We start from the raw sequence: 13,005 nt of genomic DNA, 5'->3' as shown, positions 1-13,005 counted from the left end.
TTAACTATCACCAGATGGGGATTTAACGGATGAAATTGAAAAACACCTTGGGCTTGGCCATTGGCTCGCTCGTGGCCGCTACTTCGTTCGGCGTTCTGGCTCAAGGCCAAGGCGCTGTCGAAATCGAAGGCAACGTCACCAAGCAGTACTACGACAGCGAACGTAACTTCAAGAACGACGGCACCAACCCAGGTGTCCGCCTCGGTTACTTCCTGACCGACGACGTCTCCCTGGACCTGGGCTACAACGAGACCCACAACGCGCGTGGCGAAGTCTTCAACAAAGACATCAAAGGCTCCAAGACCAAGCTGGACGCCACCTACCACTTCGGTACCGTCGGTGACGCCCTGCGTCCGTACGTTTCCGCTGGTTTCGCTCACGAGAGCCTGGGCCAGGCCACTCGTAACGGCCGTGACCACTCCACCTTCGCCAACGTTGGCGCTGGCGCCAAGTGGTACATCACCGACATGTTCTTCGCCCGTGCCGGCGTCGAAGCCATGTACAACATCGACAACGGCAACACCGAGTGGGGCCCGACCGTCGGTCTGGGTCTGAACTTCGGTGGTAGCGGTGGCCAGAAAGCCGCTCCTGCGCCGGCTCCGGTCGCCGAAGTCTGCTCCGACAGCGACAACGATGGCGTCTGCGACAACGTCGACAAGTGCCCTGACACCCCAGCCAACGTTACCGTTGACGCTGATGGCTGCCCGGCTGTTGCCGAAGTCGTTCGCGTTGAACTGGACGTCAAGTTCGACTTCGACAAGTCGGTCGTCAAGCCAAACAGCTACGGCGACATCAAGAACCTGGCTGACTTCATGAAGCAGTACCCACAGACCACCACCACCGTGGAAGGTCACACTGACTCCGTCGGCCCAGACGCTTACAACCAGAAGCTGTCCGAGCGTCGTGCCAACGCTGTCAAGCAAGTCCTGACCCAGCAGTACGGCATCGAATCGAGCCGTGTTGACTCGGTTGGCTACGGTGAGACCCGTCCGGTCGCCGACAACGCCACCGAAGCTGGTCGCGCCGTCAACCGTCGCGTAGAAGCTCAGGTAGAAGCCCAGGCCAAGTAATTGGTTTGACGCTTCACGAAAAACCCGGCCTTGGCCGGGTTTTTCTTTGCCTGCGATTTCTCGCGAATGCGCTCAGGGCTTGAGCAGTACCAGCAACAACACCATGTTCAACAGCAGTGACACCAACCCAATCGTTCGCCATACCTTCAACGGCTCGCGCTCCAGCAGCGGCCGTGGCCGCTCGGTCAGCTCCTGGCGATCTCCCCGCTCCAGCAACAGCAACCACTGCTCTGCGGTCTCGAACCGCTGGGCGGGGTCTGCCGCCACCGCCTGCAACAGGTTACGCTGCAACCATTCCGGTAGATCCGGTCGATAACGCGCCGGGTTCACTGGCGTACCGAAACGCGGCCGCTGGAACGCCTCGACCTCGCCGTAGGGGTAATGGCCTGTGAGCAGGTGGTAAAGCGTCACGCCCACGGCATACAGGTCCTGGCGCGGCGCGGGGGGCAGGCCGTCGAAGGCTTCCGGGGCGAGGAACGAGGGTGTGCCCGGCACTGCATGGGGCGGGTCTTCGCAAAGCCCGGGGCAGTACGCCAGCCCAAAGTCCAGCAGGCGCAACTGGCCATCGCTGCCGTAGTGCAGGTTCTCCGGCTTGATGTCGCGGTGCAGCAGGTTGCGCCGATGCAGCACGCCGACGGCCTGCAGCAGCTGGCGGGCGACCTCCAGCCATTGCGCCAGCGGCAGCGGGGGCTGTCCGCTGAGGGGCGTGCCGGGGTAATCGCGCATTAGGTAGTACAGGTGCTGGCGTTGACTGGCCGGGTGCACCTCAGGGAAGTGACGGCCGGCGACACGGCGCAGGAACCACTCTTCCAGCAACAACGCCTGGGCGGCCCCGGGCTCCTGGTCGCGTGACTGCGGCAGGGTCTTGAGCAGCCAGGGTTGGCCGTGCGGGTCGCGGACCCGGTACAGCAGCGATTGCCGACTCTGGGCCAGCAGCCCGTCGACTTGCCAGCCATCGATCGACTGGCCGTCACGCAACGCGCCTGGCAGCGGCCAGTGCTGGAGTTGCGCCAGCGTGTCGCCCAGATTGCTGGCGCCCAGCTGATCCACTCGCACCAGCAAGGCGCTGGCGTTGTCCTGGCTGCCGCAATGGTGGGCACTGGCCACCAGGGTTTCGGCGGCCATCTGCAGGTCGGGTTGTTCGCGCAGGATCGCGCGGATGTGCGCATCGCCCAGGCTGGCCCACACGCCGTCGCTGAGCAGCACGAAGCACTCGCCCTCGCGCAGGTCGCCTTCCAGGTAGTCCACCAGCAGTTGCTGGTCCAGCCCCAGCGCGCGCTTGAGCACATGCTGCATGCCGGGCTGGTCCCAGACGTGGTCTTGGCTCAGGCAGTGCAGCTGGTCGGCTTGCCAGCGATACACCCGGCAATCGCCGACATGGGCCAGGGTGAATCGCCGACCGCGCAGCACCAGGGCGCTGAGGGTGGTCAGCAGTGGCTGGCCATTGCCTTGGGCACGCAACCAGCGGTTCTGCGCCGTGAGCAGGCGCTCCAGCGCCTGCGTCACGCCCCAGGTGGCGGGCGTGGCGTAGTAGTCCAAGGCCAGGGCCTGCAGGCTGGAGCGCGCCGCCAGGCCACCGTCGGCGCACTGGCTGACGCCGTCGGCCAGCGCGCACAAGTAACCTTTGCTGGCGGCCAGCTCCGGCGCGGGGGTCACCAGGCGCAGGGCGTCCTGGTTTTCCGGGCGAGGTCCGGTGGCGCTGGCCTGGGCGAAGCTCAGTTGCAGGCTCATGGCGCGGCCTCAGACCCGCGCGGCGGTGATCGCCGCCGAGCCCCAGGTGGTGCGCCAGCGTTGCTTGACACCATGCAGGCCGACCCAGGCCAGCAGGCCGAGGCTGGCGAACAGCCACAGGCCGAGCTGGTAGTCGCCGGTATGCTGCTTGATGGTGCCCAGGCCTGCGGCAAGCAGGAAACCGCCGATGCCGCCAGCCATGCCGATCAGCCCGGTCATCACGCCGATCTCCTGACGGAAGCGCTGTGGTACTAGCTGGAACACCGCGCCATTGCCGGCGCCCAATCCGAGCATGGCACTGACGAACAGGGCCAGGGCCGCTGCCGCGCTGGGCAGGTTGAAGCCCACTGCGGCGATGCACACGGCGGCCACGCCGTACATCGCCAGCAGGGTACGGATCCCGCCGAAGCGATCGGCCAGGGCGCCGCCGAGCGGGCGCATCAGGCTGCCGGCGAACACGCAGGCGGCAGTGTAGTAGCCGGCGGTCACCGGGCTCAGGCCGTACTGGTCGCTGAAGTAGCCGGGCAGGGCGCTGGCCAGGCCGATGAAGCCGCCGAAGGTCACACTGTAGAAGAACATGAACCACCAGCTGTCGCGATCACCCAATGCCTTGAGGTAGTCGGCCATTGCCTTGGGCCTTGGACGTTGCGGTGCATTGCGCGCCAGCAGGGCGAACAGGACGAGGGTCAGCAGCAAGGGCAGCAGGGCGAAGCCGAACACATTGTTCCAGCCGAAGCCCGCCGCCAGCGCCGGGGCCAGCAGCGCGGCGAACACCGTGCCGGAGTTGCCGGCGCCGGCGATGCCCATGGCCTTGCCCTGGTGCTGGGGCGGATACCACTGCGAGGCCAGCGGCAGGGATACGGCGAACGAGGCCCCGGCAAAGCCGAGGAACACGCCCAGCAGCAACGCCTGCTCGTAGCTGTGAACGCCCAGCTGCCAGGCGCAGGCCAGGGCGACGATCACGATGACCTGGCCGATCAGCCCGGCGGTCTTGGGCGACAGGCGATCGACCAGTAGTCCCATGGCAAAGCGCAGCACCGCGCCGGCCAGAATCGGCGTGGCCACCATCAGGCCCCGTTGCTGGGCGCTAAGCTGCAGGTCGGCGGCGATCTGCACCGCCAGGGGGCCGAGCAGGTACCAGACCATGAAGCTCAGGTCGAAATACAGGAAGGCGGCGAACAGGGTGGGCACATGCCCGGATTTCCAGAAGCTCGTATTCATCGAACACCTCGTTGGGCGCGGAAACGAAAAGACGTCGCTGCCCGGTCCACGGCCGTGGAAGGGCGAGCGACGTCTTTGTCGGGGGTATGGGGCAACCGCCGTTGGCTACCGGGGCGATTTCAGCAAGAGCCGGGCCAAGTCTGGTGGCGTCAGCCCAGTATCTCCGACATTGCGATGATCTGTTCCGCCACTTGGATCAGCTTCTGCTGGCGGCTCATGGCCTGGCGGCGCATCAGGGTGTAGGCGTGTTCCTCGTTGCAGTCCTTCATCTTCATCAGCAGGCCCTTGGCCTGCTCGATGCGCTTGCGCTCGGCCAACTGCTGGTCGCGGGCCAGCAACTGGGCCTTGAGCGCCTGGTCGCTTTCGAAGCGGGCCATGGCCACGTCGAGGATCGGTTGCAGGCGCGTGGCCTGGATGCCCTCGACGATGTAGGCGCTGACCCCGGCCTGGATCGCCTGGCGCATCACGCCGGGGTCATGCTCGTCGGTGAACAGCACGATAGGGCGCGGGCGGTCGCGGCTGACCAGCACCACCTGCTCCATCACGTCACGGCCTGGTGACTCGGTATCGATCAGCACCACGTCCGGGTGCACTGTTTCGACACAGGCGGGCAGGTCGATGCTCAGGCTGCCGGCCTCGATTACTTCGAAGCCGGCCTCGATCAGGGCAGCCTTGAGGCGGCCGACCTTTTTTTCCGTGTCGTCGATCAGCAGGATGCGCAGCATGCCCGTGTCCTCAGCGACGGACGCGGGCGTCGGGCGCCGCGTCCAGGGCGTGCAAGTGGAAGCTGCGCGCATAACCATGGGGGTCGCTGCCGTCCCAGCGGCTGCCGTCTATCAGCAGGCTGCTGCGCATGGGCGGGTCGGCGCAGGGTACGCCCAGCGCCGTGGCGGCCTCGCGGTACAGCGCCAACTGCTGCACCTGGCTGGCGACCTCCAGGTAGTCCGGGTCGTCACGCAGCAGGCCCCAGCGGCGGAACTGGGTCATGAACCACATGCCGTCGGACAGGTACGGCAGGTTGGCCCGACCCTGGTCGAACAGGCGCAGGCCGTGAGGGTCGTGCCAGCGATGGCCCAGGCCGTCCTGGTAGTCGCCGAGCAGGCGCGGCTCGATGCTGCCGACCGGGGTGTCCAGGTAGGCGCTACCACTGAGCAGTTGCGCGGTACCACGGCGGTTCTCCTGACTCTGCTCGATGAAGCGCGCGGCGGCGAGTACCGACTTGATCAGTGCCCGGGCGCTGTTGGGGTACTGTTCGACGAAGCCGTGGGCACTGGCCAGGACCTTTTCCGGATGATCGGGCCAGATCGACTGGCTGGTGGCCAGGGTGAAGCCCTGCCCCTTGGCGAGGGCATCCGCCGACCAGGGTTCGCCGACACAGAAGCCGTCGATGCGCCCGGCCTGCAGGTGGGCGGCCATCTGCGCCGGGGGCACTACCACGCTGGTGACGTCGTGCAGCGGGTGGATGCCCTGGCTGGCGAGCCAATAGTACAGCCACAGGGCATGGGTGCCGGTGGGAAAGGTCTGGGCGAAGGTCAATCGCGCACCCTGCTGGTGCACCAGCCGCTCCAGTGCCTCGGGGCTGGTCACGCCCTTGCGTTGCAGTGCAGGGGATAGGTTGATGGCCTGGGCGTTCTGGTTCAGGCCCATGAGCACGGCCAAGGGGCTGGCAGGTGCGCCGCCGATGCCCAGGTGTACTGCGTACACCAGGCCATAGAGGCAGTGGGCGGCATCCAGCTCGCCACTGACCAGCCTGTCGCGCAGCCCGGCCCAGGAGGCCTGGCGGCGCAGGTTGAGGGTCAGGCCGAACTGCTGGGCGAAGCCCTGGGTGGCAGCGACCACCACCGAGGCGCAGTCGGTCAGGGCCATGAAGCCGATGTCCAGGCTGGGCTTTTCCGGCGCGTCGCTGCCGTTGACCCAGGCCAGGGGCGTTGTCGGGAGGGCTGTGTTCACGAAAATCCTCGGACGGTCGCGGATGGCTGCATGCAACAGACTTAGCAACCCATGTGCCATGGCCCTGTCGCCCCGGCGGCGCGCTGGCTATAATCGCCCCCTCACACACCGCGAGTCCGCCCGCCCATGTATACCCTGGCCCGCCAGCTGCTGTTCAAGCTCTCCCCGGAAACCTCCCACGACCTCTCACTGGACCTGATCGGCGCCGGTGGCCGCCTTGGGCTCAACGGCCTGCTGTGCAAGCAGCCGGCGGCGTTGCCGGTGACGGTGATGGGCTTGAACTTCGCCAACCCGGTTGGCCTGGCCGCCGGCCTGGACAAGAACGGCGCGGCCATCGACGGCTTTGCCCAGCTGGGCTTCGGCTTCGTCGAGATCGGCACCGTGACGCCGCGTCCGCAGCCGGGCAATCCCAAGCCACGGCTGTTCCGCCTGCCGGAGGCCACGGCCATCATCAATCGCATGGGCTTCAACAACCTGGGCGTCGATAACCTGCTGGCGCGGGTACGTGCCGCGAAGTACACCGGTGTGCTGGGCATCAACATCGGCAAGAACTTCGACACCCCGGTCGAGCGTGCCCAGGACGACTACCTGATCTGCCTGGAGAAGGTCTACAACGACGCCAGCTACATCACCGTCAACGTCAGCTCGCCGAATACCCCGGGCCTGCGTTCGTTGCAGTTCGGCGACTCGCTCAAGCAACTGCTCGATGCCCTGGCCGAGCGCCGCGAGCAGCTGGCGCAGGCGAACGGCAAGCGCGTACCGCTGGCGATCAAGATCGCGCCGGACATGAGTGACGAGGAGACCGCCCTGGTGGCTGCGGCGCTGGTCGAGTCGGGGATGGATGCGGTGATCGCCACCAATACCACCCTGGGGCGCGAGGGTGTCGAAGGCCTGCCGTATGGCGGCGAGGCCGGCGGCTTGTCGGGTGCGCCGGTGCTGGAGAAGAGTACCCACACGGTGAAGGTGCTCGCTGGTGAGCTGGGCGGCAAGCTGCCGATTATCGCTGCGGGCGGGATCACCGAGGGGCGCCATGCGGCCGAGAAGATTGCCGCAGGGGCGAGCCTGGTGCAGATCTATTCGGGCTTCATCTATAAAGGCCCGGCGCTGATCCGCGAAGCAGTGGATGCCATTGCCGCGATGCCAAGGTAGTTTCGAGGGACATTTCGCGCATTGATGCAGGACAAGGGCATAAAAAAGGGCCCCTTCAAAGGGGCCCCTGGGCCGCAGCCCGCCGCCCGGATAGGGCGCGCATGGTGACTCGAATTCAGTGTCCTCGTTCAGCCAACGGCGTGATTTTCGTTGAGTCTATGAATGCCAGCGGTGCCGGTCATGCCATCCCAGTTGTCGCCGCGACCTTCGCGCCAGCCGTTGATCCAGGCTTGGCGTACAGAGGGTAGATTGAAGGGGCAAAGTTCGCGGGATTTGCCGGTGACCCCATACTGGTAGCCACGTGAATATGCTCTTTCCAACGGATCACGCTTAAGTCTTCTCATAGGGTGTTGCCCTCACTTGTTGACTGTAATGTCCCGTCGGCCTCTCCGAGGCCGGGCAGAATCGTTCTGCCGGTGTGCGCCCGCTGCCGGCGTCGCGGGCTGGAAGTGCCGCCCCGTTGCGGTGCGGCCTGAGATCAGTTCTAACGAATGCGAGTCACAGTGTGAATGATCGATTTGTCATAAGGACGTAACCTTTCCTAGGGTGACGGGATAAGTAAATAAATGCGACTCAACCTTGTTTGCCGTTGAGCCCGCTATGATCAGGGTTTGGTCAACCTTGACGTCAATTGGCCAGCGTTGCTGGTTGATGACAGAAGTATTTGGTAATGCGACGAAGGGTCACATCTGCACCCTGCGTCCACGCAATTTTCATACTGCCCGACGATCTAAGCTTTTTGCGCCATCCGGCGAAGGAGTGATCGACCGGGCGGCCAGGCCTGGCGAGCGTTTCGCCGGGCCACCCGGACGCCTGCTGGAAAGGCGTGCGGGCAAACAGCGGCAGCCGATGCGTCGGCTTGCCATCTACCTAGCCAAAGGCTCTGGATTGCACATGTCGGACCGTTTCGAACTTTACCTTACCTGCCCCAAGGGTCTTGAAGGCCTGCTCGCCGAGGAGGCCCGCCAACTGGGGCTGAACGAGGTGCGTGAGCACACCTCGGCCATTCGCGGCGACGCCGACATGGAAACCGCCTACCGCCTGTGCCTCTGGTCACGCCTGGCCAACCGCGTGTTGCTGGTGCTCAAACGCTTCTCGATGAAAAACGCCGACGACCTGTACGACGGCGTGCATGCTGTCGACTGGGCCGACCACCTGGCGGCCGACGGTACCCTGGCGGTGGAGTTCAGCGGCCATGGCTCGGGCATCGACAACACCCACTTCGGCGCCCTCAAGGTCAAGGATGCGATCGTCGACAAGCTGCGCAACCGCGAAGGCCTGCGCCCGTCGGTGGAGAAGGTCGACCCGGATGTGCGCGTACACCTGCGCCTGGACCGTGGCGAGGCGATTCTGTCCCTCGACCTGTCCGGCCACAGCCTGCACCAGCGTGGCTATCGCCTGCAGCAGGGTGCTGCGCCCCTGAAGGAAAACCTGGCGGCGGCGGTGCTGATCCGCGCCGGCTGGCCACGCATCGCGGCCGAGGGCGGCGCCCTGGCCGACCCGATGTGCGGCGTAGGTACCTTCCTGGTCGAGGCGGCGATGATCGCCGCCGATATCGCACCCAACCTCAAGCGCGAGCGCTGGGGTTTCAGCGCCTGGCTCGGCCATGTGCCGGCGCTGTGGCGCAAGGTATACGACGAGGCCCAGGCCCGTGCCCAGGCCGGCCTGGCCAAGCCACCGCTGTGGATCCGCGGCTATGAGGCCGACCCACGGCTGATCCAGCCCGGGCGCAACAACGTCGAGCGCGCGGGTCTCGGCGACTGGGTGAAGATCTACCAGGGCGAAGTGGCCAGCTTCGAGCCGCGTCCGGACCAGAACCAGAAAGGCCTGGTGATCAGCAACCCGCCGTACGGCGAGCGCCTGGGCGACGAAGCCAGCCTGCTGTACCTCTACCAGAACCTCGGCGAGCGCCTGCGCCAGGCCTGCATGGGCTGGGAGGCGGCGGTGTTCACCGGTGCGCCGGAACTGGGCAAGCGCATGGGTATCCGCAGCCACAAGCAATATGCCTTCTGGAACGGCGCGTTGCCGTGCAAGCTGTTGCTGTTCAAGGTCCAGCCCGACCAGTTCGTCACCGGTGATCGTCGTTCGGTCCAGGCCGAGGCGGCTGAGGGCGAGCCTCGTCGCCAGGCCCCGGTGGCCAGCGAGCCGGCGCGCCTGTCGGAAGGCGCGCAGATGTTCGCCAACCGCCTGCAGAAGAACTTCAAGCAACTGGCCAAATGGGCTCGCCGCGAGAAGGTCGATTGCTACCGTGTATACGATGCCGACATGCCCGAGTACGCCCTGGCGGTCGACCTGTATCACGACTGGGTGCACGTGCAGGAGTATGCGGCGCCGCGTTCGATCGATCCGGACAAGGCCCAGGCACGTCTGCTCGATGCGCTGAGCGCGATTCCCCAGGCCCTCGGTGTCGATCCGCAGCGCGTGGTGCTCAAGCGCCGGGAACGCCAGACCGGCACCCGCCAATATGAGCGCCAGGCCACCGAAGGACGCTTCCAGGAGGTCAATGAGGGCGGCGTCAAGCTGCTGGTCAACCTCACCGACTACCTGGACACCGGGCTGTTCCTCGATCACCGCCCGATGCGCATGCGCATCCAGCGCGAGGCGGCGGGCAAGCGCTTCCTCAACCTGTTCTGCTACACCGCCACGGCCACCGTGCATGCGGCCAAGGGCGGCGCGCGCAGCACCACCAGCGTGGACCTGTCGAAGACCTACCTGGACTGGGCACGGCGCAACCTGTCGCTCAACGGTTTCTCCGAGCGCAACCGCCTGGAGCAGGGTGATGTCATGGCCTGGCTGGAGAATGCCCAGGACAGCTACGACCTGATTTTCATCGACCCGCCGACCTTCTCCAACTCCAAGCGCATGGAAGGGGTGTTCGACGTGCAGCGCGACCATGTGCAGCTGCTCGACCTGGCCATGGCGCGCCTGGCCCCGGGCGGAGTGCTGTACTTCTCCAACAACTTCCGCAAGTTCCAGCTCGACGAGCACCTGGCGACGCGGTACGTGGTGGAAGAGATCAGCGCCCAGACCCTGGACCCGGACTTCGCCCGCAACAACCGCATCCACCGCGCCTGGCAGCTGCGTCTGCGCTGAACCGACGAGGTACGTGGCACGCCTGCTGGCCAGTGGCTATAAATCAGGACAGGGCGGGACAACACGCAGGACGCTGACGTTGGTTGGAGTCCTCTATGTCGAACCCGGGCGTACCTGTGAAGCGGCTTGGCCTGCTCGGCGACGAGTTGTCGGCCTGGGGCGTGGCCCTGGCGGCGCTGGTCGCCGGGGCGTTGCTCACGGCGGCCCTGGCGATCGCCACCCAGACCTTCTACCAGCAGCAGCTGCGCCAGCGCTTCGAGCTGCTGGCCGGCGAGCGCTACAGCCGTATCGCCGAGCGTTTCGAGGAACAGGCGCAGCGCCTGGATGGCCTGCGCCGGTTCTTCGCCTATTCCACTGACATCACCCCCCTCGAGTTCGATGGCTACGCACGTCCCTTGCTGCACCGCACCCAAGCCTACTCCTGGGCACCGCGGGTAGAGGCGGCGCAGCGCGAGGACTTCGAGCGGCGCGCGAGTGCCTCGCTCGGCCAGCCTTACCAGATACGCGACCTGGACGACCAAGGTGCTTGGCAGGCAGCGCCTGCGCGCGATCATTACTATCCGATCCTGTACACCCAGGCGGCGAGCCGCCAGGCCCAGCCCTATGGTTTCGACCTGGGCGGACAGCCCCTGCGCGCCGCGACCCTGGCCCGCGCCGCGAGCCCTGGCAGCATGGCGGTGTCGGCGCCGCTGGACATGATCAATGTCCAGCCGGACTATACTCGCGGCCTATTGATTGTCGCCCCGGTGTTCACTGATGGGGCGCCCAGGGACGAGCCTCCCCGAGGTTATGTCATGGCCTTGCTGAGCCTGCATCAGCTGATCGCCGAGAGCCTGCCGACGGTGGCCGACGACAACCTGGTGGTGCGCATTCTCGACCTGTCCACGGAGGGTGGGCACGAGTTGCTTTTTGATTCGGGGATGGCGCCAGTGCGCATGGGCTTTACCAGCAGTCACCTGCTGCATCTTGCCGATCACCACTACCAACTCGATATTCACCCCAGCCAGGGTTTTCTCGCCGCCAACCGCTCATCGGCGGTGCCGGTGGTGGCGTTGCTCGGCGGTCTGCTCAGTGTGTTGCTGGCGCTACTGCTGTACAGCCTGTTCAGTCAGCGCCAGCGCGCCCTGGGCCTGGTGGCTCGGCGCACTGCCGAGCTGCGCATCAGCGAGCAGTCATTGCGCGAGACCCACAATCAATTGCGCAGTGTGCTCGATGCCGCGACCCAGGTGGCGATCATCGCTACCAGCCTGCGCGGGATGATCGGCACGTTCAACGCGGGCGCTGAACGCATGCTGGGTTATTCGGCCAGCGAAGCACTGGGTCAGTTGCGTCTGGAAGATCTGGTCTTGCCCGACGAGTTGCACCAGCGGGCTCATGCCTTGAGCGTACGCTTCGGCCGTGAGGTCGGCGCGGGCCAGGCGATGTTCGCCGAGACAGTGCAGGAGGGCGGCGCGGAGCCGGCGGACTGGACACTGGTGCGCAAGGATGGCAGCCACCTGCTGGCCAATATGCTGGTGACGGCGGTGCTGGACGAGCAGGGGCTGTGGGTGGGTTACCTGGCAATCTGCATCGATGTCACCGAGCGGCGCCGGGTGCACGAAGCCCTGGCGGCCCGTGATCGGCTGCTGGAAAAGCTCAGCGCCGAGGTGCCTGGCGGGATCTACCAGTATCGCCTGGACGCCGATGGACATTCCTGTTTCCCCTACGCCAGCCAGGGCCTGTACGACATCTACGAGGTGGACCTGGCGTTTCTGCGCCAGGACGCCGCGGCGGTATTCGAGCGTATCCATCCGGACGACCTGGAGCGGGTGCGGCGCTCGGTGCGTTACTCCGCCGAGTACCTGACGCCGTGGCGGGAGGAGTACCGGGTTTGCCTGCCACGGGCGGGGTTGCGTTGGGTGCGGGGGGAGGCAACGCCGGAGATCGGCGAGCACGGCAGCACGCTCTGGCATGGGTACCTGACCGATATCTCGGACCTCAAGCGGGTGGAGGAGGAGCTGCGGGCGCTGTCGGTGACCGATGCGCTGACCGGGATCTACAACCGGCGGTATTTCCAGGAGCGGTTGCGTAACGAGCTGGACCGGGCCCAGCGGGATGGGTTGGACCTGGCAGTGATCATGCTGGATATCGATCACTTCAAGCGGATCAACGATCAGTTCGGGCATGCGGTGGGGGATCATGTGCTGCGCAGCCTTTGCCAGCGGATCGGGCAGCGGCTGCGGCGCACTGATGTGTTTTGTCGGTTGGGGGGGGAGGAGTTCATGGTGTTGTGTCCGGGGAGCAATGCCGAGCAGGCGCGGATGTTGGCGCAGGAGTTGTGGCAGGGGGTGCGGAGTGTGCCGGTGGAGGGGGTGGGGCGGGTGACGGCGAGCTTTGGTGTGGCGGGGTGGCGGGTTGGGGAGGGGGCGGATGCGTTGTTGTTGCGGGCGGATGCTGGGGTTTATGTGGCCAAGCAGGGGGGAAGGGATCGGGTTGAGGGGGAGTTGTCTTGAGTTAAGCTTGATCTGTTGTTTGGTTGTTTGGTTGTTTGGTTGTTTGGTTGTTTGGTTGTTTGGTTGTGTTGAAGGTTTTATGCGCATTCATTTGTGATGTCGACGCATAGTCACCTTTCCGCCCTTACGGCGGGTTACTTTGGTCGTGGCCAAAGTAACCAAAGCCGTGGCGCTCCATTCATCCGGCCCCTGCGCTGCGCTCCGGGGTCCCCTCACTCCGGCCTTGCTCCCGGGAGGACCGCGCTGCAGGGCCCATCCTGGGCCCCAGCGCTTGACGGGCATCCATGCCCGTCACCTCC

General features: G+C 65.6%; 9 protein-coding genes. 4 read left to right on the top strand and 5 right to left on the bottom strand.

Going from position 1 to position 13,005, the window contains the following annotated elements:
* Positions 1 to 29: 29 nt before the first annotated feature.
* Positions 30 to 1,070 carry an OmpA family protein gene (locus ACVWZ5_RS24410; protein ID WP_028692941.1) on the top strand — a complete coding sequence of 347 codons (1,041 nt, stop codon included), beginning with the start codon at positions 30 to 32 and terminating at the stop codon, positions 1,068 to 1,070.
* Positions 1,071 to 1,142: 72 nt separating this feature from the next.
* Here ACVWZ5_RS24410 and ACVWZ5_RS24405 read toward each other — a convergent pair whose 3' ends face one another.
* From ACVWZ5_RS24405 to ACVWZ5_RS24390, 4 genes are all read right to left on the bottom strand, one after another.
* On the bottom strand, positions 1,143 to 2,801 hold the full coding sequence (locus ACVWZ5_RS24405; RefSeq protein ID WP_084943616.1) for a bifunctional protein-serine/threonine kinase/phosphatase: 1,659 nt from the start codon (positions 2,799 to 2,801) through the stop codon (positions 1,143 to 1,145).
* A 9-nt stretch (positions 2,802 to 2,810) separates the two neighbouring features.
* The gene (locus ACVWZ5_RS24400) at positions 2,811 to 4,022 is read right to left on the bottom strand and encodes a nitrate/nitrite transporter (RefSeq protein ID WP_084943614.1); all 1,212 of its coding nucleotides are present in this window, start codon (positions 4,020 to 4,022) and stop codon (positions 2,811 to 2,813) included.
* A gap of 149 nt (positions 4,023 to 4,171) precedes the next feature.
* The gene (locus tag ACVWZ5_RS24395; protein WP_062359624.1) at positions 4,172 to 4,747 is read right to left on the bottom strand and encodes an ANTAR domain-containing response regulator; all 576 of its coding nucleotides are present in this window, start codon (positions 4,745 to 4,747) and stop codon (positions 4,172 to 4,174) included.
* Positions 4,748 to 4,757: 10 nt separating this feature from the next.
* Positions 4,758 to 6,032 carry a CmpA/NrtA family ABC transporter substrate-binding protein gene (locus tag ACVWZ5_RS24390; RefSeq protein ID WP_457340915.1) on the bottom strand — a complete coding sequence of 425 codons (1,275 nt, stop codon included), beginning with the start codon at positions 6,030 to 6,032 and terminating at the stop codon, positions 4,758 to 4,760.
* A gap of 66 nt (positions 6,033 to 6,098) precedes the next feature.
* On the opposite strand from ACVWZ5_RS24390, the gene ACVWZ5_RS24385 reads away from it, so the two are divergent.
* Positions 6,099 to 7,121 carry a quinone-dependent dihydroorotate dehydrogenase gene (locus ACVWZ5_RS24385; protein WP_280071245.1) on the top strand — a complete coding sequence of 341 codons (1,023 nt, stop codon included), beginning with the start codon at positions 6,099 to 6,101 and terminating at the stop codon, positions 7,119 to 7,121.
* 128 nt (positions 7,122 to 7,249) lie between these two features.
* Here the strand turns inward: ACVWZ5_RS24385 and rmf are convergent, their stop codons facing one another.
* Entirely contained in the window at positions 7,250 to 7,465 is a 216-nt protein-coding gene (gene rmf, locus ACVWZ5_RS24380) for a ribosome modulation factor (RefSeq protein ID WP_003248687.1), read from the bottom strand.
* A 550-nt stretch (positions 7,466 to 8,015) separates the two neighbouring features.
* Between rmf and rlmKL the strand changes: the two genes are divergently transcribed.
* The gene (gene rlmKL / locus ACVWZ5_RS24375) at positions 8,016 to 10,214 is read left to right on the top strand and encodes a bifunctional 23S rRNA (guanine(2069)-N(7))-methyltransferase RlmK/23S rRNA (guanine(2445)-N(2))-methyltransferase RlmL (protein WP_457340914.1); all 2,199 of its coding nucleotides are present in this window, start codon (positions 8,016 to 8,018) and stop codon (positions 10,212 to 10,214) included.
* A 95-nt stretch (positions 10,215 to 10,309) separates the two neighbouring features.
* Positions 10,310 to 12,706, top strand: a complete 2,397-nt coding sequence (locus tag ACVWZ5_RS24370; protein ID WP_457340913.1) for a sensor domain-containing diguanylate cyclase — start codon at positions 10,310 to 10,312, stop codon at positions 12,704 to 12,706.
* The last annotated feature ends 299 nt before the right edge of the window (positions 12,707 to 13,005 follow it).

The organism is Pseudomonas sp. TE6283 (assembly GCF_054060555.1).
This window is presented reverse-complemented; position numbering and strand designations above follow the sequence as displayed.